Here is a 21,512-nt window from a genome sequence, read left to right on the forward strand (position 1 = left end):
TCCTGTTCTACCAGTCGTGGACGTACTGGGTGTTCCGCAAGCGGATCGGCACCCAGCACATCGCCGAAACCGTGCACTGACGTGCACTGAGGTGTGTTTCACGTGAAACCGATCGATCCGCGTCTGCTGCGCCACGCGCGCGCCACCCGGTTCTTCCTACTGGCGGTCATCGCCCTGGGCGCCGTCGGCGCGGGGCTGGTCATCGCGCAGGCCATGCTCATCGCCGAGGTGGTCGTCGGTGCCTTCCAGCACCGGATGACCGTCTCCGGCCTGCGCGTCCCGCTGCTGCTGCTGGTGACGGTCGCCTGCGGCCGGGCGCTGGTGGCGTGGCTGACCGAGCTGGCGGCGCACCGGGCGAGCGCGGCCGTGAAGGCGGAGCTGCGCGGCCGGCTGCTGGAGCGGGCCGCCGCTCTGGGACCCGGCTGGCTGGGCGGGCAGCGCACCGGGTCGCTGGTCGCCCTGGCCACGCGGGGCGTGGACGCCCTGGACGACTACTTCGCACGTTATCTGCCCCAGTTGGGGCTCGCGGTGGTCGTACCGGTGGCGGTGCTGGCGCGGATCGTCACGGAGGACTGGGTGTCGGCGGCCATCATCGTCGCCACCCTGCCGCTCATCCCGGTCTTCATGGTGCTGATCGGGTGGGCCACCCAGTCCCGGATGGACCGGCAGTGGCGGCTGCTGTCCCGGCTGTCCGGGCATTTCCTGGACGTCGTGGCGGGACTGCCCACGCTGAAGGTGTTCGGGCGGGCCAAGGCGCAGGCCGAGTCGATCCGGCGGATCACCGGTGAGTACCGGCGGGCGACGATGCGGACCCTGCGCATCGCGTTCCTGTCGTCGTTCGCGCTGGAGCTGCTGGCCACGCTGTCCGTGGCGCTGGTCGCGGTGACCGTCGGGATGCGGCTGGTCGCCGGCGACATGGACCTGTACATCGGGCTGGTCATCCTGGTGCTGGCGCCCGAGGCCTATCTGCCGCTGCGTCAGGTGGGTACGCAGTATCACGCGGCGGCCGAGGGACTGGCGGCGGCCGAGGAGATCTTCGCGGTCCTGGAGACGCCGCTGCCTGCTTCGGGCACCCGGCCGGTGCCCGCGGGCGGCATCGTCTTCGAGGGAGTGACCGTCCGCTACCCCGGGCGGTCGGACGACGCCGTGACGGACGTGTCGTTCACCGTCGGTCCCGGCGAGACGGTGGCGCTGGTCGGGCCCAGCGGCGCCGGCAAGTCGACGCTGCTGGCCGTGCTGCTGGGGTTCGTCCGGCCCACGGCCGGGCGGGTGCGCGTCGGCGGCGCCGACCTGGCCGACGTGGATCCGGCGCAGTGGCACTCCCGCATCGCCTGGGTGCCGCAGCGGCCGCACCTGTACGCCGGGACCGTGGCCGAGAACGTCCGGCTGGCCCGGCCGCAGGCCGACGACGCGGCCGTGCGGCGGGCGCTCGCCGACGCCGGGGCGCTGGACTTCGTGGACGCGCTGCCCGACGGCATGGACACCGTGCTCGGCGAGGACGGCGCCGGACTGTCCGGCGGGCAGCGGCAACGGCTGGCGCTGGCCCGCGCCTTCCTCGCCGACCGGCCCGTGCTGCTGCTCGACGAGCCGACGGCCGCGCTGGACGGCCGCACCGAGGCCGAGGTCGTGGCGGCCGTGCGGCGGCTGGCCGCGGGGCGCACGGTGCTGCTGGTGGTGCACCGGCCGGCGCTGCTGGCGGTCGCGGACCGGGTGGTGCGGCTGCCCGGGGCGGACCTCGCCGGACCGGCCGGCGGTACCGCGCCGGGCGTGTCCCCGGCCCGTGCGGCGGCGGCAGGCGACCCCGTGCCGGCGCGGGCCGCGGCACGGCCCGTGCACGAGCCGCCGGCGGCGGCCCGCGCCGCTCGCGGGGTGCTCGCCCGCGTCCGTGCCCTCGGCGCCGTACGGCGCGGACGCCTGTCGCTGGCGCTGCTGCTGGGCAGCCTCGCTCTGGGCAGCGCGGCCGGGCTGATGGCGACGTCCGGGTGGCTCATCTCCCGCGCCTCGCAGCAGCCGCCGGTGCTGTACCTGATGGTGGCCGTGACCGCGACGCGGGCCTTCGGCATCGGCCGGGCCGTCTTCCGGTACGCGGAGCGGCTGGTCTCGCACGACGCCGTGCTGCGGATGCTGGCCGACACCCGGGTCGCCGTCTACCGGCGCCTGGAGCGCATCGCCCCCGCCGGGCTGCGCCGCACGCGCCGCGGCGACCTGCTGACGCGGCTGGTCGCCGATGTGGACGCGCTGCAGGACTACTGGCTGCGCTGGCTGCTGCCGGCTGGGGCCGCCACCGTCGTCTCGGCCGGAGCGGTGGCGTTCACGGGGTGGCTGCTGCCCGAGGCCGGGACTGTACTGGCCGCCGGTCTGCTGGTGGCCGGGGCGGGCGTGCCGCTGCTGACCGGCGCCGTGGCCCGGCGCGCCGAGCGCAGGCTGGCGCCCGCCCGCGGCGAGCTGGCCACCCACACGACCGACCTGCTCACCGGGACCGCCGAACTCACGGTCGCCGGCGCCCTGCCCGCACGGCTCGCCCGGGCCCGCCGGGCCGACGCCGCCCTGACCCGCATCGCCGCGCGTTCCGCCGCCGCGTCCGCGCTGGGCGCCGGGCTGACCGCACTGGCTTGCGGCCTGACCGTCGCGGCAGCGGCTCTCACCGGAATCCAGGCGGTCGCCGCCGGGCGGCTGCACGGCGTGGTGCTGGCCGTCGTCGTCCTGACGCCGCTGGCCGCCTTCGAGGCGGTGCTCGGCATGCCGCTCGCCGTGCAGTACCGGCAGCGGGTGCGGCGCAGCGCCGAGCGGGTGTACGAGGTGCTGGACGCACCGGAGCCGGTGCGCGAGCCGGAGCAGCCGCGCAAGGCGCCGACCTCGCCGTTCCCGGTCGTCCTCAGGGGCCTGACCGCGCGGCACCCCGGGCAGGACCGGGACGCGCTCGCCGGGGTCGACCTGCGGCTGGAGGAGGGGCGCCGGATCGCCGTGGTCGGGCCGTCGGGGTCCGGCAAGACGACGCTGGCGCAGGTGCTGCTGCGGTTCCTGGATCCCGGCGGCGGCTCGTACACGCTGGGCGGTGTGGACGCCCGCGCGCTCGCCGGCGACGACGTACGGCGGCTGGTGGGGCTGTGCGCCCAGGACGCGCACCTCTTCGACAGCTCGGTGCGGGAGAACCTGCTGCTGGCCAGGAGGGACGCGACCGAGGCCGAGCTGCGCGACGCGCTCGCCCGGGCCCGGCTGCTGGACTGGGTGGACGGCCTGCCGGACGGGCTGGACACGCTGGTCGGCGAGCACGGGGCGCGGCTGTCCGGCGGGCAGCGGCAGCGGCTGGCGCTGGCCCGCGCGCTGCTCGCCGGCTTCCCGGTCCTGGTGCTGGACGAGCCCGCCGAGCACCTCGACCTGCCCACGGCCGACGCGCTCACCGCCGACCTGCTCGCCGCGACCGAGGGCCGCACCACCCTGCTGATCACCCACCGGCTGGCCGGACTGGAGGCCGTCGACGAGGTGGTCGTGCTGGACGCGGGCCGGGTGGTGCAGCGCGGGCCGTACGCGCGGCTGGTCGCCGTCGACGGGCCGCTGCGCGAGATGGCGGCCCGGGAGGCGGACGCGGAGCTGCTCGCCGCGACCTGACGAGGCGCCCTTCACACAGGGCGTGCCGGTGTGGTCCTCACGCGGTGTGCCGGTATGTCCTCACGCGGTGTATCGGTGCGCCCCCGGAGCAGGGTGCACCGGGCCGCATCCGCGGGCCGCACCCGCGTACGGCGTACCGGAGACGGACTCCGCGCGGGTGCGCCAAAGGCGGCGCTGCCCCGTTCGGGGTCCGTCGTCCCCCGGGCGTACGAGTTGAACAGGACCGCGCCCGCCCGCGCCGGTGACGATCGCTGACATGCGCTCACCTCACCGTCCCGGCCTGCTCGTTCTGGCGCTGCTGTGCGTGCTCGCCCTGCCGGCGGCGCGGACCGCCGACGGGACGGACGGCGCGGACGCCGGCGGCGCGGACGACGACGCGGTGGCGGCCGGCTCCTGCCCGGGCGTCGAGCGGCTGGACCAGCCGTCCACGTCCTTCACCCAGGACTGGGTGGCGCCGGTGGAGATCTACCAGCTGTCGGCCGGGTTCGGCAGCGCCGGGACGCGCTGGTCGCACCGGCACACCGGGCAGGACTTCGCGGTACCCGTCGGCACCCCGGTGCGGGCGGTGGGCGCGGGCCGGGTGGTGAGCGTGTCCTGCGGCGGCCCCTTCGGCATCCAGATCGTGCTCCGGTACCCCGACGGGTACTTCACCCAGTACGCGCACCTGGCCTCCGTCGCCGTCGGCCCGGGGGAGAGCGTGACCACCGGGCAGTGGATCGGGCGGTCCGGGACGACCGGCAACTCCACCGGGCCCCACCTGCACTTCGAGGTGCGGGTCGTCCCCGAGTACGGATCGGCGGTGGATCCCGTGCCGTGGCTGGCGGAACGCGGCGTGCCGCTCGGAGCGCCCGGATTCGACGCCCAACAGCGCTGACACCTCCGCATCCGCGGAACCGGCGCCGACACGCCCGGACCTGCGGAACCGGCGGCGACACACCCGATCCCGCGGAACCGGCGCCGCCGCGTCGTCAGATCCGTTCGGCCAGCAGTTGCTCGATGACGATCGCGACGCCGTCCTCGTTGTTGGCGACGGTCAGACCGGAGGCCGCGGCGATCACGTCCGGGTGGGCGTTGCCCATGGCGTAGGAGCGGCCGGCCCAGGTCAGCATTTCCACGTCGTTCGGCATGTCCCCGAAGGCCACGACCTCCTCGTGGGAGATGCCGCGCTCGGCGCAGCACAGGGCGAGCGTGCTGGCCTTGGAGACGCCCGGACCGCTGATCTCCAGCAGCGCGCTGGGGCTGGAGCGGGTCACGGTGGCGCGGTCGCCGATCGCCAGCCGGGCCAGCGTCAGGAAGCCGTCGGGGTCCATCTGCGGGTGGAAGGCGAGGATCTTCAGGATCGGCTCGTCGGCGCGGTCGCTGCCGTGGTCCAGGAGCTCCTCGGCCGACGCGAGGGCGTCGGGGATCTCCATGTGCAGCTTGGGGTACTCCGGCTCCTGGTAGAAGCCGTACGTCTGCTCGATCGCGTACACCGTGCCGGGCGCCGCCTCGCGCAGCAGTCCCACGACCTCCAGGGCGTTCTCGCGGGCCAGGTCCCGCACCTTCACGAAGCGGTGGGCGCCGGGGCCCCCGTGCAGGTCGACCACGGCGGCGCCGTTGCCGCAGATCGCCAGGCCGTGACCGTGGACGTGCTCGCTGACGACGTCCATCCAGCGTGCCGGGCGGCCGGTGACGAAGAAGACCTCGATGCCCGCCTCCTCGGCGGCCGCCAGGGCGGCGACCGTGCGGGGGGAAACCGACTTGTCGTCGCGCAGCAGAGTGCCGTCGAGATCGGTGGCGATCAGCCGCGGGCGGAGGCCGGCGGCAGCCGGTTCGGGCTGTCGGGTCGCTGAAGTCACCCGGCCATTGTCCCGCATGCACGTGCACGCAGGTGCGGGGCTCCGCTCAAGTGCGGGCCCCGAGCGGGTGAGGAGAGCGACGTTTCACGTGAAACATGCGCTCTCCGGCACACACGTCACCTACCTCGAATTCCCCTTCGAATCTCCTTGTTCCGCCTCACCGTGCACGGCTGCTGAGCCACGGCGTCAAAGCCACCGGCGACACGTGCTCCTTGTGCACCCGGTCCCCGGGCAGCGGCACCACCAGGGTGCACCCGGGCGGGAAGCGGCGGACCTTGACGTGGGCCAGGCCGTCGAAGACGGAACGCAGGAAGGCGGGCACGTCGTCGCGCGGGACGTCGGCGAATTCCACGCCCTCGACGGTGATCAGCGCGTCGTCCTCCGGGTAGAGGCGCACACTCACCCGGGGTACGCCGCCGAACTCGGCGTACGCCTCGTGGGGCAGGGAGCCGTCCGGGTCGGTGACGACGCCGACGCCCGCGGCGCTGCGGCGCGAGGTCTGGTCGGCGCCGATGTCGTGCGTCACCTCGATCTGCCGCCCGTAGGTGGCGGCGAGCGCGCGCAGGGCGGTGACGGCGGCCTGGGTGGTGGGGAGGTGGTCCATACCGGGGATTCTTCACGGTCACCAGGACTCCAGTCACCGGGACTTCGGTCACCGGGACTTCGGTCACCGGGACTTCGGTCACCGGGACTTCGGTCACCGGGACTTCGGTCACCGGGACTTCGGTCACTAGGACTTCGGTCACCCGGATTGCGGGAACCGCAGGTACTGCGGCGGCACGGCTCGGGTGAGCCACACGCCGTTGGCGCTGACGCGGAACTCGTGGCCGTCGCGGTGCATGGCGGCCGCGTCGACGGTGAGGACGACGGGGCGGCCGCGGCGGGCACCGACGCGGGCGGCGGTCTCGCGGTCGGGCGAGAGGTGCACGTCGTGCCGGTTCATCGGCTTCAGTCCCTCGGCCCGGATGGCGTCCAGGAAGCGGGCGACGGTGCCGTGGTGGAGGTGCGGCGGCGGAGTGGCCGGGAGCAGGTCGAGGTCGACGGCGACGCTGTGACCCTGGACGGCCCGGATGCGCGTGCCCTCGATGGCGAAGCGCTGCTTGTCGTTGACGGCCACCACGTGGTCGAGTTCCTCGCGGGTGACGGGGAACCCGTGCGCGGCGGCCGCCGCGAGCAGCGCGTCGATCTCGGCCCAGCCGCCCTCGTCGAGCGCGAGCCCGATCCGGTCGGGCCGGTGCCGCAGGTGCTTGGCGAGGTACTTCGACACCGTGACGGCGCGTCGTGCGTCCATGCCCTCAGCCTGCCGGACGAGACGCAGATCACGCAGATATTTTTCTTCGCAGGTTTGATCCACAACAAGTCCGGTTTTCCACAGGGGAATTGACAGAACTTGTGGACAACCGGCCTGCCCTATGCGGTGGTTCGTTCCGATCCCCTCACAGCCGGGGCCGTACCCGGGCCAGCGCCCGGGTGGCGCCCGGGGCGAGGCGGGACAGGGCGCGGAAGAACCGGGCCTCCACGGTGACGGGCACGACCGCCTCGCCCCGGGCGACCGCGCGCAGGATCGCGGCGGCGACCTTCTCCGGGGGATAGTTGCGCAGCCCGTACAGGCGGGCGGTGCGCCGGCGCAGCCGCTGCTCCTCCTGCGGGTCGACGCCGGTGAAGCGCGCGGTCGCCGTAATGCCGGTGTCGACGAAGCCGGGGCAGATCGTGGTGACGCCGATGCCCCGCCCGGCGAGCTCGGCGCGCAGGCAGTCGCTGAGCGCCAGCACCGCGGCTTTGGACGCGGTGTACGCCGGCAGCAGCCGGGAGGGCTGGTAGGCCGCCGCCGACGCGACGGTGACGATGTGGCCGCCCTGTCCGCGCTCGGCCATCTGCCGCCCGAAGAGCCGGCAGCCGTGGATGACGCCCCACAGGTTGACGTCCAGGACCCGGCGCCAGTCCTGCGGGGTGGTGTCGAGGAAGGCGCCGGCCAGGCCGATGCCGGCGTTGTTCACCAGCACGTCCACGACGCCGTACCGCGCGGCGACCTTCCCGGCGAGTTTCTCCATGGCCCGCTCGTCCGCGACGTCGGCGGTCTCCGCCCAGGCGGCGGGCGCCCCGGCCGCACGGCACAGCCGCGCGGTGCCGGCCGCGGCCGCGCCGTCCAGGTCGACGGCCACCACGCGCGCGCCGGCCGCGGCGAACGCGCACGCCGTCGCCCGTCCGATACCGCCGCCCGCGCCGGTGACCAGCACCAGCTGCCCGCCGAACCGGTCGGCGTACGGTCCGGAGGCCGTCACCGGCGGCCGGCCGCCCCCGGCTGCCTCGGCGGACTCAGCGGATTCGGTGGATTCGATGGATTCGGCGGACTCAGTTGACTCGGTGGACTCGGTGGACGCAGCAGGCTCGGCGGACTCGGTGGCGGTGACGAAGTCGGTGATCCAGGCGGCGAGCTGGTCGGGGCGGGTGCGCGGCGCCCAGTGCCGTACCGGCAGTGTGCGCCGCACCAGCCGCGGCACCCAGCGTTCCAGGCCGTCGTACAGCCGCTCGGACAGGAAGGCGTCCTTCAGGGGCGTGACGAGCTGCACGGGCGCGTGCGCGCGGGGGTCGGGGCGCGGGGCGCGCACGCGGGCGCGGATGTTGTCGCGGTACAGCCAGGCGCCGTGCGCGGCGTCGCGGGGCAGCGACGGGGTCGGGTAGCCGTCGGCGGGCAGCTTCTCGGCCCGCCGCAGCAGCGCGGGCCAGGCCCTGCCGAGCGGGCCGCGCCAGGCCAGTTCGGGCAGGAGGGGCGTATGCAGCGCGTAGACGTACCACGAGCGCGCGCCCTGTCCGAGCAGCTGGGCCACGTGGCGCGGGGTCGGCCGGTGCGCGCGCTCGCGCAGCCAGTGGCCGAGGTGGTCCAGGGACGGGCCGGACAGCGAGGTGAAGGACGCGATCCGGCCCCGGGTGCGTTCGGCGGTGACGAACTCCCAGCCCTGCACCGACCCCCAGTCGTGTCCCACCAGGTGCACCGGCCGGCCGGGGCTGACCGCGTCGGCGACGGCGAGGAAGTCGTCCGTCAGCCGCTCCAGCGTGAAGTTGCCGCGCAGCGGCCGCGGCGCCGTCGACCGGCCGTGCCCGCGCACGTCGTACAGCACCACGTGGAAGCGGTCGGCGAGGCGGGCGGCCACCCGCGACCAGACCTCCTTGCTGTCCGGGTAGCCGTGCACCAGCACCACCGTGGGCCGGGAGGCGTCCCCCAGTTCGGCCACGCACAGCTCGACCCCGCCGGAGCGCACCCACCGCTCCCGCGCGTTCTCCACCATCGGCTCCACCATCGGTTCCGGCATCGGTTCCGGCATCGGCTCCGCCGTCCGCGCCGTCTCTCCGGTCACCCGCCACCACCCCGTCTCTCCGGTCGCCCGTCCCGGGCCGCGTCGGCCGAATCTCGCAGTTGTTGGACACATCGTCAACAGGGCGTGTGTCCGGGCGCGGTCCCCCTTCGGAGGGGTGTCCCCTACGGACCCGTACTACTCGAGTCTGACCCCGGAACGGCTCTGCGGTCTGACGACGGCAGTGGCGCGGATCACTACCGTCGAGGACGTGACTGTGATCGCGACCGAAGATCTGAGCAAGCGGTTCCCCAGGGTGACCGCGCTCGACCGGCTCACCGTGGACATCGGACCCGGTGTCACCGGCCTCGTCGGCGCCAACGGCGCCGGCAAGTCCACCCTGATCAAGATCCTGCTGGGTCTGTCGCCCGCCAGCGAGGGCCGCGCCCAGGTGCTCGGACTGGACGTCGCCACGCGCGGCAGCGCCATCCGCGAGCGCGTCGGGTACATGCCGGAGCACGACTGCCTGCCGCCGGACGTGTCGGCCACCGAGTTCGTCGTGCACATGGCGCGCATGTCCGGCCTGCCGCCCACCGCGGCCCGCGAGCGCACCGCCGACACCCTGCGCCACGTCGGCCTGTACGAGGAGCGCTACCGGCCCATCGGCGGCTACTCCACCGGCATGAAGCAGCGCGTCAAGCTCGCTCAGGCCCTCGTGCACGACCCTCAGCTGGTCTTCCTGGACGAGCCCACCAACGGCCTGGACCCGGTCGGCCGCGACGAGATGCTCGGCCTGATCCGCCGCATCCACTCCGACTTCGGCATCTCGGTCCTGGTCACCTCCCACCTGCTCGGCGAACTGGAGCGCACCTGCGACCACGTCGTCGTCATCGACGGCGGCAGGCTGCTGCGCTCCAGCTCCACCACCGACTTCACGCAGACCACCACCACCCTCGCGATCGAGGTCACCGACAGTGACACCCACCCCGACGGCATCCGCGCGGTGCGCGAGGCCCTGCATGCGCGCGGGGTGACCACCCACGACGACGGCGGCGGCCTGCCCGGCGCGGGCCGCACCCTGCTGCTGACCGCGCAGGGCGAGGAGACGTACGACCTGGTCCGCGACGTGATCGCCGACCTCGGCCTCGGTCTGGTGCGCATGGAGCAGCACCGGCACCACATCTCGGAGGTCTTCCGCAGCAGTGACGAGCACCGGAAGGAGGCGGTCGGCCATGGCGGCTGAGCACCCCGCCCCCGTGGCGGCGGGCGACCAGACCCGCATCCACGACATCGGCTACCGCGGCTACGACGGCCCCCGCCTGGGCCGCGCCTACGCCCGCCGCTCCCTCTTCGCGCACTCCCTGCGCGGCGCCTACGGCCTGGGCCGCTCCACCAAGTCCAAGGTGCTGCCGATGCTGCTGTTCGTGGTGATGTGCGTGCCCGCGGCCATCATGGTCGCCGTCGCCGTCACCACGAAGATGAAGCACCTGCCGGTCGACTACACGCGCTACGCGATCATCATGCAGGCCGTCATCAGCCTGTACGTCGCCTCGCAGGCACCCCAGGCGGTCTCGCGCGACCTGCGCTTCAAGACGGTGCCGCTGTACTTCTCGCGGCCCATCGAGACCGCCGACTACGTGCGCGCCAAGTACGCCGCGCTGGCCAGTGCGCTGTTCCTGCTCACCGCGACCCCGCTGGTCGTGCTCTACGCGGGCGCGCTGCTGGCCGAACTCGACTTCACCGACCAGACCGAGGGATTCGCCCAAGGACTCGTCTCCGTGGCACTGCTGTCCCTGCTCTTCGCCGGCATCGGCCTGGTCATCGCCTCGGTCACCCCGCGGCGCGGCTTCGGCATCGCCGCCGTCATCGCCGTCCTGACCATCTCCTACGGCGCCGTCTCCACCGTCCAGGCGATCGCCTACAACCAGGACGCCGCCGGCGCCATCGCCTGGCTCGGCCTGTTCTCGCCGATCACGCTCGTCGACGGCGTGCAGTCCGCCTTCCTCGGCGCCTCCTCCGCCTTCCCCGGCGGCGAGGGCCCCTCGCACGCGCAGGGCGCCGTGTTCGTCCTCGTCGCCCTGGGCCTGATCGCCGCCTGCTACGGACTGCTGGTCCGCCGCTACCGGAAGGCGGGACTGTGACCGCCCACCCGTCGCCCGCCACCACCCGTCCGAGGATTGGGCCGCGCCCATGAGCACTCTCACGATCGACCACGTCTCCCGCTGGTTCGGCAACGTCGTCGCCGTCAACGACGTCACCATGACCATCGGCCCCGGCGTCACCGGCCTGCTCGGCCCCAACGGCGCCGGCAAGTCCACCCTGATCAACATGATGGCGGGCTTCCTGGCCCCCTCCACCGGCACCGTCACCCTCGACGGGCAGCCCGTGTGGCGCAACGAGCAGATCTACCGGCACATCGGCATCGTGCCGGAGCGGGAGGCGATGTACGACTTCCTCACCGGCCGCGAGTTCGTCCTCGCCAACGCCGAACTGCACGGCCTGGGCGCCAAGGCCGCCCAGCGGGCGCTCGCCACCGTCGAGATGGAGTACGCGCAGGACCGGAAGATCTCCACCTACTCCAAGGGCATGCGGCAGCGCGTGAAGATGGCCTCCGCGCTGGTCCACGACCCGTCGCTGCTGCTGCTCGACGAACCGTTCAACGGCATGGACCCACGTCAGCGTATGCAGCTGATGGACCTGCTGCGGCGCATGGGCGACGAGGGCCGCACGGTGCTGTTCTCCTCGCACATCCTGGAGGAGGTCGAGCAGCTCGCCCGGCACATCGAGGTCGTCGTCGCCGGACGGCACGCGGCCAGCGGCGACTTCCGCAAGATCCGCCGCCTGATGACCGACCGCCCGCACCGCTACCTGGTGCGCTCCAGCGACGACCGGGCACTCGCCGCCGCGCTGATCGCCGACCCGTCGACGTCCGGCATCGAGGTCGACCGGGCCGAGGGCGCGCTGCGCATCCAGGCCGTCGACTTCGGCCGCTTCACCACGCTGCTGCCCAGGGTCGCCCGCGACCACGGCATCCGGCTGCTGACGGTCTCGCCGTCCGACGAGTCCCTCGAGTCCGTCTTCTCGTACCTGGTCGCGGCGTAGGAGGCCGAAAGATGTACGACCCCACCGTCGCCCGGCTCACCTACCGGGCCCTGCTCGGCCGCCGCCGGGCCCTCATCCTGGGCGCCCTGCCCCTGCTGCTGCTCCTCATCTCCCTGGCCGTGCGCACCCTGACCGGCGCCGACGACCGGACCGCCAGTGACGTCCTGGGCACCCTCGCCCTCGCGACCATGGTGCCGCTCATCGGCGTCGTCGCCGGCACGGGCGCCATCGGACCGGAGATCGACGACGGCTCGGTGGTGTACCTGCTGTCCAAGCCGGTCCGGCGGCCGACCATCATCCTCACCAAGCTGATCGTGGCGATCGCCGTGACGATGGTGTTCTCGGCGGTGCCGACGCTGCTCGCCGGACTCATCCTCAACGGCAACGGCGGGCAGGTCGCCGTCGCCTACACCGTCGCCGCGCTGGTCGCCTCCATCGCCTACGCCGCCGTCTTCCTGCTGCTCGGCACGGTCTCCCGGCACGCGGTGGTGTTCGGCCTGGTCTACGCCCTGGTCTGGGAGGCGCTGTTCGGCTCCCTGGTGCCGGGCGCGCGCACGCTGAGCGTCCAGCAGTGGTCGCTCGCCGTCGCCCACCGGGTGGCCGGCGGCGACCTGGTCACCTCCGACGTCGGCCTGCCCACCGCGACCGTGCTGCTCGTCGCGGTCACCGTCCTGGCCACCTGGTACGCCGGACAGAAGCTGCGGTCGCTGACGCTGGCCGGGGAGGAGTGAACGGCGCCGCCGGCCGGCCGCGGCCCGTGCGCGGTGCCTCCGGACCGGTCGGCGGTACCGGGTGTCCGGTGGCACCGGGTAGTCCGGCGGCACCGGGTAATTCGGTGGCACCGGGTAGTCCGGCGGCACCGGGTAATTCGGTGGCGCGGTCCGTGCCGCGCGGGCAGGGTGGAGATGTCCACGGGACCTTGTGGAGATGTCCACGGGACCTTCCCGACAGGGCAGCCCGCGGCGGACTCCGGAGCCGTCCCGCTCCGTCGAGCCCGCCGCACGGGGGAGCTGCCCGGGGGCGGCCGCTTCGAGCACGCGGTGCCGGGCGCCGCGTGGGCCGCCCTCTCCCGCCGGGGCGAGCGGACGGCACCGGCCCCGGGCCGCCCGTCCGCCGCTCCGGCGGGAGGAGAGGCACGGGACCGGACGGGCGCCGGCACCGCCCCAGCGGGCGGACCGGCTCCGGTCAGCGACCGGGGTGCGGACCGGAGCCGCCGGGCCCGGCCGCCGCTCCGTCCAGCAGCCGCTCCAGCACCACCGCGATGCCGTCCTCGTCGTTGGACGCCGTGACCTCGTCGGCCACGGCCTTGAGGTCGTCGTGGGCGTTGGCCATGGCGACCCCGCGGGCGGCCCAGGCGAACATGGGGATGTCGTTGGGCATGTCGCCGAAGGCGAGGGTGTCGGCGGCCCGGTGGCCGAGACGGCGGGCGGCGAGGGAGAGCCCGGTGGCCTTGGACAGGCCGAGGGGCAGCAGCTCGACGATGCCGGCGCCGGCCAGGGTGACGCTGACGAAACCGCCCGCGACCTCGCGCGCGACCGCCGCCAGCTCGTCGTCGCCGAGCGTGGGGTGCTGGACGTAGATCTTGTTCAGCGGGGCGCTCCACAGGTCGGAGACGTCCGTGAACGGGACCGCGGGCAGCTCGCCCCGGAGCTCGTAGCCGGGACCGACCAGCACCTCGCCCGCCAAGCCGTCGCGGCCGGCGGCGAGGTACAGCGGGCCGACCTCGGCCTCGATCTTGGCCAGGGCGACACCGGCCAGCCGCCGGTCCAGGGTCACCGTGGTCAGCAGGCGGTGCGCGTCGGCGTCGTAGACCTGGGCGCCCTGGCCGCACACCGCGAGCCCCCGGTAGCCGAGGTCGTCCAGGACGTGCCGGGTCCAGGGCACCGCGCGGCCGGTGACGACGATGTGCGCGGCGCCCGCGGCCGTCACCGCGTCGAGCGCCTGACGGGTGCGCGGGGAGACGGTGCCGTCCTCGCGCAGCAGGGTGCCGTCGAGGTCGGTGGCGACGAGTCCGTACGGGAAGCGTGTGGCGGTGGCGGAACCGCTCACTCGGTCACCGGTTCCAGGACCTCCCGGCCGCCCAGGTAGGGGCGCAGCACCTCGGGCACGTACACGGAGCCGTCGGCCCGCTGGTGGTTCTCCAGGAGGGCGACGATCGTGCGCGGTACGGCGCACAGCGTGCCGTTGAGGGTGGCCAGCGGCCGGACGGTCTTGCCGTCGCGGACGCGGATCTGCAGGCGGCGGGACTGGAACTCGGTGCAGTCCGAGGTGGAAGTCAGCTCGCGGTACCGGCCCTGGGTCGGGATCCACGCCTCGCAGTCGAACTTGCGGGCGGCCGAGGCGCCCAGGTCACCGGAGGCGACGTCGATGACGCGGAACGGCAGCTCCAGCGAGGTCAGCCACTGCTTCTCCCACTCCAGCAGCCGGCGGTGCTCCTCCTGCGAATCCTCCGGAGCGACGTAGGAGAACATCTCCACCTTGTCGAACTGGTGGACGCGGAAGATGCCCCGGGTGTCCTTGCCGTGCGAGCCGGCCTCGCGGCGGAAGCACGGGGAGAAGCCGGCGTAGCGCAGCGGGAGCCGGTCGGCGTCGATGATCTCGTCCATGTGGTACGCGGCGAGCGGCACCTCGGACGTGCCGACCAGGTACAGGTCGTCCTGGTCGAGGTGGTAGACGTCCTGCGCCGCCTGGCCGAGGAAGCCGGTGCCGCCCATGGCCTGGGGACGCACCAGCGCCGGCGTCAGCATCGGCGTGAAGCCGGCCGCCGTCGCCTGCGCCATGGCCGCGTTGACCAGCGCCAGCTCCAGCAGGGCGCCGATGCCGGTGAGGAAGTAGAAGCGCGAGCCGGAGACCTTCGCGCCGCGCTCGACGTCGATCGCGCCGAGCAGCCGGCCGAGCTCCAGGTGGTCCCTGGGCTCGAAGCCCTCGGCGGTGAAGTCGCGGATCGTGCCGTGCGTCTCCAGCGTGACGAAGTCCTCCTCGCCGCCGACGGGGACGTCGGGGTGGACGAGGTTGCTCAGCTTGAGCAGCAGCTCCTGCGTCTCGGCCGCGGCCGCGTCGCGCTCGGCGTCGGCGGCCTTGACGTCGGCGGCGAGCTGGCTCGCCCGCTTCAGCAGCTCGGCCTTCTCGTCGCCGGCGGCCTTGGGGATGAGCTTGCCGAGCTGCTTCTGCTCGGCGCGCAGCTCGTCGAAGCGGACGCCGGAGGACCTGCGCCGCTCGTCGGCAGACAGGAGGGCGTCGACGAGCGCGACGTCCTCTCCACGGGCGCGCTGGGAGGCGCGCACACGGTCGGGGTCCTCACGGAGCAGGCGAAGGTCAATCACGCGGTCAAGGCTACCGGGGCGGATTCCGGCACACGACTCACTATGGCGAAGCGCGGCATACGTCCCGTCATGGGGCGGTTGCGAACTGTGTCGCGACCGGTCAATGAAGATCGCCGAATTTCCCCGTACGGGGGAGAAGTGCGGCGCTCGGTTGACTCGAATCCCTTGCCGTGCAGGGGACTTGAGGGTCCTTGTCCACAGGAATTCATGCCGACGGAAAAGTTATCCACAGGCTGTGTGGATGTTCTGTGGATCGCGGAATCGATCACTCCGAAACGCCTTCTCGGGCAGAAGATCCCCGACGCAAACTCCACCTATCCACACTTTTGAGTGGAAAAGGCTCCCACCAGGGGGTGGACGCAAGGAAAAGAGTGGACGAAGAGGGGTGAGCGTAACGCAGAGTGACGCGCGGATCGGCAGAGAGATTTGTCGACAGGAGTGAGTCCCGGCGCCGACTTGTCCCCAGGCCGCCGGGACGGCCTGTGGATAACTCTGTGGACAACTAGAACCGGCCGTCCTGGCAGCGCGCCACCCAGTCCGCCGCCGCCACGAACTCCTCGTCCGACGTCCCCGGCAGCGGCGGCCGCACTTCCGCCGGCCTCAGATCGGCGCGCGGATAGGAGCCGAGGAAGCGCACCTGCAGGCAGATCCGCTTCAGCCCCATCAGCGCCTCGGCCATGCGGCGGTCGTTGATGTGGCCCTCGGCGTCGATGCAGAAGCAGTAGTTGCCGATGCCCGCGCCGGTGGGCCGGGACTGCAGCAGCATGAGGTTGATGCCGCGGGTGGCGAACTCGCCGAGCAGGTCGCGCAGCCCACCGGGATGGTCGTCGCGCTGCCACAGCACCACGGAGGTCTTGTCGGCGCCGGTCGGGGCGGCGGGCCGGGCCGGGCGGCCCACCAGCACGAACCGCGTCTGCGCGTTCTCCGCGTCGTGGATGCCGGTGACCAGCGGCTCCAGGCCGTAGCGGGCGGCGGCGAACTCGCCGGCGAACGCGGCGTCGTAGCGGCCCTCCTGCACCAGGCGGGCGCCGTCGGCGTTGGACGCGGCCGACTCCCAGACGGCCTCGGGCAGGTGCTGCCTGAGCCAGTTGCGCACCTGCGGCTGGGCGGCCGGGTGGGCGGTGACCGTCTTGATGTCGGTGAGCTTGGTGCCGGGCCGCACCAGCAGCGCGAAGGTGATGGACAGCAGCACCTCGCGGTAGATCATCAGCGGTTCGCCGGCGACGAGTTCGTCGAGGGTGGTGGTGATGCCGCCCTCGACGGAATTCTCGATCGGCACGAACGCCGCCTCGGCCTCGCCGCCGCGCACCGCGTCGAGCGCGGCCGGCACGGACACGTAGGGGACCAGCTCCCGGGTGGCCGTCTCGGGGAGCGTGCGCAGGGCCACCTCCGTGAAGGTGCCTTCGGGGCCGAGATAGGCGTAGCTCGCAGGCATGTGCTCACCCTAATGGCAGAACAGGCGCGCCCGGCTCCCGTGGTCCCACGCGGGAGTGACGCCCCCGCCGCCCGTGCGGTCGCACGCCCGCGCTCCCCGTGGCCCGCGCGCCCGCACGCTCCCCGTGGCCCGCTTGCTGCCACGCCCGCGCGGTCCCCTGGCTCGCGTGGTCCCCACGGTCCGCGCGGTCTCACCCCTCCAGCAGCCGCTGTCCCACGTACTCGCCCTTCGCCGCCCCACCCGGCACCGCGAACAGCCCGCTCGCCTCGTGGCGGATGTACTTCGACAGGGCGTCGCCCCGGTCCAGCTTGCGCTGCACGGGGACGAAGCCGCGCAGCGGGTCCGCCTGCCAGCAGATGAACAGCAGGCCCGCGTCCGGGGTGCCGTCGGCGTCGAAGCCGTCGTGGTAGGAGAAGGGGCGCCGCAGCATGGCCGCGCCGCCGTTCTGGTCGGGGCGGGTGATGCGGGCGTGCGCGTTGACCGGGACGACGTAGTTGCCGTCCCCGTCGGTCTTCTCCAGGTCCATGGGGGTGGTCTCGGTGCCGCCGGACAGCGGTGCCCCGTCGGCCTTGCGGCGTCCGATGACGGCCTCCTGCTGGGCGAGCGACAGCCGCTCCCAGTCGTCGAGGAGCATGCGGATGCGGCGTACGACGACGTAGGAGCCGTTCGCCATCCACGCCGGCTCGCCGTTCTCCGGCACGAAGACGCGCCGCTCGAAGTCGGCGTCGGTCGGTTTCGGGTTGCGGGTGCCGTCGATCTGGCCCATGAGGTTGCGCGTGGTCATGGGGTGGGCGGTGGCGCCCGGGGTGCGGTTGAAGCCGTTCATCTGCCAGCGTACGCGGGCGGCGGAGCCGGCCTGTTTCTGCAGGGCGCGCAGGGCGTGGAAGGCGACGAGGGCGTCGTTCGCGCCGATCTGCACCCACAGGTCGCCGTTGCTGCGCGCCTTGTCGAGGTGGTCGGAGGAGAAGGCGGGCAGCGGGTCGAGAGCGACCGGGCGCTGCTTCTCCAGGCCGGTCCTGCCGAAGAAGCTGTGGCCGAAGCCGAAGGTGATGGTCAGCGAGGAGGGCCCGGCGTCCCGGGCGACGTCCGTGTCGTCGGGGCCGGCCGGCTCTCCCGCCATGAGCCGCTCGGCCGTCGCCGACCAGCGGCGCAGCAGCGCGGCCGCCTCCTTGCGGCCGGCGCCCGCCGCCAGGTCGAAGGCGACGAGGTGGCCGTGGGCCTGGAGGGGGTCGGTGATGCCGGGCTGATGTTTCCCGTGAAACATCGCGCGGCCGGTGCCGATCGACGTGAGCGGGGTGGCCCCGGCGGGCGCGGCGGCGTACCCCGCGGCCGCGCCCGCCGCGCCGAGCACGACTCCGGTGGCCCCGGCGGTGCCGAGCAGCCGCCGCCGCGAGATACCCTTCCCCGGCTCGGGACCGGCGCCCTGTGCGGGGAGCCCGCCCTGCGCGGGGAGCCCGGCGTCGAGGGGAGTGGTCTGGTCAGCCATGGTTCAGCCGATCTGCGCGTTCTTGGAGACGGTCACCTGGTCGATGTCGGAGGTCCGGACGGTCACCGCGACCTTCCAGTCGCCGGCCATGGGGATCTGCACGCCGCCGGCCGCCCAGTGCCCGGTGGCGATGTGGTCGGGCACCACGGGCAGTGGTCCGAGCTTCTTGGCGGCGAGGGTGAAGGCGACCTTCACCTCCGGGATGTCGAAGGCGCGGCCGTTGGGCCGCTGGACATAGACGTGCATCTCGTTGCCGCCCACACGCGCGGGGTCGAGGTCGAGCCGCACGAGGCCCTTGCCGTCCCGGCCGCCGGTGTCGAAGGGCATGTCGAGCGTGATCGCGCCGGCCGAGGACGACGAGGACGCCGAGGACGACGCCGAGGCAGCGGTGGCGGCCCGGGCCTGCTCCTCCGTACGGCCCGGCTCGGTGGAGGTCAGCGCGGTGGTGACGGCGAGCACCGCGACGGCGACACCGGCCTCAGTGAGCACGGAGCGGCGCAGGCCGAGGCGGCGCGGGTCGGCGTCCCGCAGCCGCTTCCGCCGGGCGGCGGCCACGGCGGCCCGCTGCCGGGCGAGCTGGGCGGCACGTTCCGGATCGCCCGGCGCGTCGCCGCCCGTGCCCGTCCCCGCGGCATCCGTCCCCGCGGTATCCGTCCCCGCACCGGCCGTACCGGAGTCCGCGGCACCGGCACCGGCTGCATCGGCACCGGCTCCCGCCGTGCCGGCACCCGCGCCTGCCTCCCGTACCGCCGCCGGTTCCCTCTCGTCCGCGCGCCGGGCCCCGCCGTCCGGCCCGGCCGCGCCCCGTTCCGGCGTCCTCGCCGCATTCCCGGACCCGGACCCGGACCCAGACCCAGACCCGGACGCGGACACGTCCGCGCCGTCCGCCAGCCCGGCCGTCCACCGGCGCGAGACGGCGGCGACGCCGACGAGGACGGCCACCAGGCCGATCTTGACCAGGAGCAGCCGCCCGTACCCCGTGCCGGTCAGCGCCGTCCAGGAGCCGACCTGGCGCCAGGACTGGTAGGTGCCGGTGGCGACGAGGACGAGGACGGAGCCGAAGGCGACGCGGGAGAAGCGGCGGACGGCCGCGGCCTCGACGGGCGTCTCGGCGGGCGCCCGGTACAGGGCGACGAGCAGGGCGCCGAGGCCGCCGAGCCAGGTGGCGACGGCGAGCAGGTGGACGACGTCGACGGGCATGGCGATGCCGGGCTGGAGGCCGGTGGAGGCGTGCTCGGCCATCGCCCAGCTCGCCGCGAGCCCGGCGGCCACGACGGTCCCGCCGACGGCGAGCCCGAAGGTCAGGTCGCGTTTCTCGTCGTTGTCCCGCTTGTCGTGGGCGCCGAAGAGCACGGCGATGAAGAGGGCCGCCGCGGCGAGCAACAGCAGGCGGGAGACGAGCGCCGCGCCGGTCTTGGTCTGCAGCACCTGCCCGAGCAGGGTGAGGTCGAAGATGTCGGCGACCTTGCCGGAGCCGGTGTAGGAGCCGCGCAGGAGCAGCAGCGCGAGGGTGGCGGCGGTGAGCGCGAGCCAGCCGGAGACGACGAGCCGCTGCAGCGCGCGCACCCCGGAGCCGCGCGGCCAGCAGGCCAGCACGAACGCGGCGCCGCCCACCATGACGATGAAGCCGGCGTACGACACGTACCGCCCGAAGCCGTACAGCCCGCCGACCACCCCGCCGCCGGCGGTGTCCCCGGAGACGGACACGGAGGTCGCCGAGGGGGCGCCGATGGAGAAGGTGAAGGCACCGGCGACGGGGTGGCTGTCGGCGGAGACGACCTGCCAGCCGACGGTGTAGGTGCCGTCGGCCAGGCCGCTTTTGAGACGCACGCCGTAGGTGGTGCCGCTGATGTTGACGGGTTTTCCGGTGTCGACGCGCTTGCCCCGGGGGTCGAGGACGCGCAGCGAGTCGTCGTTGGTCGCGACCTTCTCGGAGAAGGTGAGCGAGACCTGGGTGGGCGCCTTGTCGACCACCACCCCCTGCTGGGGGTCGCTGCCGGTGAGCGCGGCGTGCGCGGCGGCGGGCCCGGCACAGGCCAGGAGGGTGCCGGCGACGGCGAGGAGCAGCAGCACCAGGGTGCGGACGGTCCTGGCACCCGGCGGCCGGGGGGTGGTGGCCGGTGTCACGGTGGTTCCTCCTCAGTGTCCGGTCGCCCGATGTCCGGTCGCCCGATGTCCGGTCGCCGGCCGGTACGTGGCCGGCTCGACCGGCATCTCGACCTTGACGGTGCCGGAGTGCGCGAAGTGCAGTTCGACGGGGACCTGCTGGCCCTGCCGCGGTCTGCGTTTCAGCTTCTCGAACATCAGGTGGCGGCCACCGCTTTCGAGCACGAGCCGGCCGTGGGCGGGCACGGTGAGCCGGTCGACCTCGCTCATGGCGCCGCCGGTGACCTCGTGCAGGGTGACCGAGCCGGCGACGTCGCTGGAGACGGAGGTCAGTTCGTCCTTTGTGCCGCCCTTGTTGGTGACGGTCAGGAAGCCCGCCGCCAGGTCGGCCGAGACGGGCTGCGGCATGTAGGCGCCGCTGACGGTCAGCTCGGCGCCGGTCGCGGCGGGGTCCGGGCCGCAGGCCGCGAGGGCGAGAGTGCCGGCCGTGATCAGGGCGGCCACCGCCGGTGCCGGGTGCCTCACGGGTTCTCCCCCTTGATGATCCTGGGGAGGTCCTTGGTGTAGTCGTCGACGGTGGCGTCCTCGCCGTAGAGCAGGTATCCGTCGTCGGTCTTCGGCGAGAAGGCGACGACCTGCGTGCCGTGCACGGAGACGGGCTTGCCGTTCTTGTCCTTCCGCGTCGGCTCGACGGAGATGCCGAGCATGCGGGCGCCGGCCTGGATGGTGGAGAAGTCGCCGGTCAGGCCGATGAACTGGGGGTCGATGCCCTTGAGCCACGTGCCGAGTTCGGCCGGGGTGTCGCGGGCGGGGTCGGTGGTGACGAAGACCACGCGCAGCTTGTCCTGTTCGGCCTTGGGCAGCTGCTTCTTGGCGACGGCGATGTTGCTCATCGTCGTCGGGCAGACGTCGGGGCAGTGGGTGTAGCCGAAGTAGATCAGGGTGGGCCGGTGCGCGGTCTCCTTGCGGAGGTCGTACCGCTTGCCGTGCGTGTCGGTCAGCACCAGGTCCGGCTTCTCGAACGGCTTGTCGAGCACGGTCGCGGCCTGTCGCGCGCCGCCGTCCTCGGAGACGACGGCGACGGGCTTGTCGCCGCCGTCCCCGCCGCCGCAGGCGGTCAGGGTGAGGGAGGCGGCGAGCAGCGCGGCGGCCGCGGCGAACGTCTTCTTGCGCATAGGAAAATGTCCCAGATGTGAGGATACCGGCGCGCACCGTGGCCTGCGGGGCCGTGGGAAGTGCACCGGGGCCTTGCGGGCCGTGGAAGGTGCACCGGGGCCGTACGACGGCTCGCACGCGCCCCGGTGCGCGCCTGGGGCGAGC

16 protein-coding genes and 1 pseudogene are annotated in these 21,512 nt (G+C 73.6%); 6 read left to right on the plus strand and 11 right to left on the minus strand.

Annotated features, from left to right (window positions below; genetic code table 11):
- The first annotated feature begins 102 nt into the window (after nt 1-102).
- Nucleotides 103-3,609 carry a thiol reductant ABC exporter subunit CydD gene (gene cydD, locus IE225_RS30640; protein WP_190060919.1) on the plus strand — a complete coding sequence of 1,169 codons (3,507 nt, stop codon included), beginning with the start codon at nt 103-105 and terminating at the stop codon, nt 3,607-3,609.
- Nucleotides 3,610-3,970: 361 nt separating this feature from the next.
- A pseudogene (locus IE225_RS30645) lies at nt 3,971-4,483 on the plus strand (M23 family metallopeptidase); the annotation flags it as partial.
- A gap of 94 nt (nt 4,484-4,577) precedes the next feature.
- Here the strand turns inward: IE225_RS30645 and IE225_RS30650 are convergent.
- The 4 genes from IE225_RS30650 to IE225_RS30665 all read right to left on the minus strand — a co-directional run bounded on the left by IE225_RS30650 (nt 4,578) and on the right by IE225_RS30665 (nt 8,758).
- Nucleotides 4,578-5,465, minus strand: a complete 888-nt coding sequence (locus IE225_RS30650; protein ID WP_190060921.1) for a Cof-type HAD-IIB family hydrolase — start codon at nt 5,463-5,465, stop codon at nt 4,578-4,580.
- 139 nt (nt 5,466-5,604) lie between these two features.
- Nucleotides 5,605-6,051 carry a hypothetical protein gene (locus IE225_RS30655; RefSeq protein ID WP_190060922.1) on the minus strand — a complete coding sequence of 149 codons (447 nt, stop codon included), beginning with the start codon at nt 6,049-6,051 and terminating at the stop codon, nt 5,605-5,607.
- A 138-nt stretch (nt 6,052-6,189) separates the two neighbouring features.
- A complete protein-coding gene (locus IE225_RS30660) occupies nt 6,190-6,738 on the minus strand; it encodes an RNA 2'-phosphotransferase (RefSeq protein ID WP_190060923.1) in 549 nt (182 codons plus the stop codon).
- 145 nt (nt 6,739-6,883) lie between these two features.
- Nucleotides 6,884-8,758: an SDR family oxidoreductase gene (locus tag IE225_RS30665; RefSeq protein ID WP_229880174.1), complete on the minus strand. Its 1,875-nt coding sequence runs from the start codon at nt 8,756-8,758 to the stop codon at nt 6,884-6,886.
- A gap of 259 nt (nt 8,759-9,017) precedes the next feature.
- Between IE225_RS30665 and IE225_RS30670 the strand changes: the two genes are divergently transcribed.
- From IE225_RS30670 to IE225_RS30685, 4 genes are read left to right on the plus strand one after another with little or no spacing between them, the layout of a single operon-like run.
- A complete protein-coding gene (locus tag IE225_RS30670; RefSeq protein WP_190060949.1) occupies nt 9,018-9,983 on the plus strand; it encodes an ABC transporter ATP-binding protein in 966 nt (321 codons plus the stop codon).
- Nucleotides 9,973-10,881, plus strand: a complete 909-nt coding sequence (locus tag IE225_RS30675; protein ID WP_190060924.1) for an ABC transporter permease — start codon at nt 9,973-9,975, stop codon at nt 10,879-10,881. The genes IE225_RS30670 and IE225_RS30675 overlap by 11 nt, the downstream gene beginning before the upstream one ends.
- Nucleotides 10,882-10,930: 49 nt before the next feature.
- The gene (locus IE225_RS30680; protein ID WP_190060925.1) at nt 10,931-11,842 is read left to right on the plus strand and encodes an ABC transporter ATP-binding protein; all 912 of its coding nucleotides are present in this window, start codon (nt 10,931-10,933) and stop codon (nt 11,840-11,842) included.
- A gap of 11 nt (nt 11,843-11,853) precedes the next feature.
- On the plus strand, nt 11,854-12,573 hold the full coding sequence (locus IE225_RS30685) for an ABC transporter permease subunit (RefSeq protein ID WP_190060926.1): 720 nt from the start codon (nt 11,854-11,856) through the stop codon (nt 12,571-12,573).
- Nucleotides 12,574-13,027: 454 nt separating this feature from the next.
- Here the strand turns inward: IE225_RS30685 and IE225_RS30690 are convergent, their stop codons facing one another.
- From IE225_RS30690 to IE225_RS30720, 7 genes are all read right to left on the minus strand, one after another.
- Nucleotides 13,028-13,891 carry an HAD family hydrolase gene (locus IE225_RS30690; RefSeq protein ID WP_190060927.1) on the minus strand — a complete coding sequence of 288 codons (864 nt, stop codon included), beginning with the start codon at nt 13,889-13,891 and terminating at the stop codon, nt 13,028-13,030.
- Entirely contained in the window at nt 13,888-15,165 is a 1,278-nt protein-coding gene (gene serS / locus IE225_RS30695) for a serine--tRNA ligase (protein WP_190060928.1), read from the minus strand. The genes IE225_RS30690 and serS overlap by 4 nt, the downstream gene beginning before the upstream one ends.
- A gap of 502 nt (nt 15,166-15,667) precedes the next feature.
- Complete coding sequence (pheA, locus tag IE225_RS30700; protein WP_190060929.1) at nt 15,668-16,600, minus strand: prephenate dehydratase; 933 nt, start codon at nt 16,598-16,600, stop codon at nt 15,668-15,670.
- Between the two features lie 190 nt (nt 16,601-16,790).
- Nucleotides 16,791-18,086 carry an iron uptake transporter deferrochelatase/peroxidase subunit gene (efeB, locus tag IE225_RS30705; protein WP_190060930.1) on the minus strand — a complete coding sequence of 432 codons (1,296 nt, stop codon included), beginning with the start codon at nt 18,084-18,086 and terminating at the stop codon, nt 16,791-16,793.
- Between the two features lie 3 nt (nt 18,087-18,089).
- A complete protein-coding gene (locus IE225_RS30710; RefSeq protein ID WP_229880175.1) occupies nt 18,090-20,213 on the minus strand; it encodes a copper resistance CopC/CopD family protein in 2,124 nt (707 codons plus the stop codon).
- Nucleotides 20,214-20,225: 12 nt separating this feature from the next.
- Complete coding sequence (locus tag IE225_RS30715) at nt 20,226-20,717, minus strand: copper chaperone PCu(A)C (RefSeq protein WP_190060931.1); 492 nt, start codon at nt 20,715-20,717, stop codon at nt 20,226-20,228.
- Nucleotides 20,714-21,367: an SCO family protein gene (locus tag IE225_RS30720; RefSeq protein ID WP_190060932.1), complete on the minus strand. Its 654-nt coding sequence runs from the start codon at nt 21,365-21,367 to the stop codon at nt 20,714-20,716. The genes IE225_RS30715 and IE225_RS30720 overlap by 4 nt, the downstream gene beginning before the upstream one ends.
- Nucleotides 21,368-21,512 lie beyond the last annotated feature (145 nt).

It is taken from the genome of Streptomyces echinoruber, from assembly GCF_014651135.1.
Taxonomy (GTDB): domain Bacteria; phylum Actinomycetota; class Actinomycetes; order Streptomycetales; family Streptomycetaceae; genus Streptomyces; species Streptomyces echinoruber.

Coding starts and splice junctions, on each gene's coding strand:
- IE225_RS30650 (WP_190060921.1), bottom strand. CDS start 5,465: ATGCGGGACAATGGCCGGGTGACTTCAGCGACCCGACAGCCCGAACCG.
- IE225_RS30655 (WP_190060922.1), bottom strand. CDS start 6,051: ATGGACCACCTCCCCACCACCCAGGCCGCCGTCACCGCCCTGCGCGCG.
- IE225_RS30660 (WP_190060923.1), bottom strand. CDS start 6,738: ATGGACGCACGACGCGCCGTCACGGTGTCGAAGTACCTCGCCAAGCAC.
- IE225_RS30665 (WP_229880174.1), bottom strand. CDS start 8,758: ATGCCGGAACCGATGGTGGAGCCGATGGTGGAGAACGCGCGGGAGCGG.
- IE225_RS30675 (WP_190060924.1), top strand. CDS start 9,973: ATGGCGGCTGAGCACCCCGCCCCCGTGGCGGCGGGCGACCAGACCCGC.
- IE225_RS30680 (WP_190060925.1), top strand. CDS start 10,931: ATGAGCACTCTCACGATCGACCACGTCTCCCGCTGGTTCGGCAACGTC.
- IE225_RS30685 (WP_190060926.1), top strand. CDS start 11,854: ATGTACGACCCCACCGTCGCCCGGCTCACCTACCGGGCCCTGCTCGGC.
- pheA (WP_190060929.1), bottom strand. CDS start 16,600: ATGCCTGCGAGCTACGCCTATCTCGGCCCCGAAGGCACCTTCACGGAG.
- efeB (WP_190060930.1), bottom strand. CDS start 18,086: ATGGCTGACCAGACCACTCCCCTCGACGCCGGGCTCCCCGCGCAGGGC.
- IE225_RS30720 (WP_190060932.1), bottom strand. CDS start 21,367: ATGCGCAAGAAGACGTTCGCCGCGGCCGCCGCGCTGCTCGCCGCCTCC.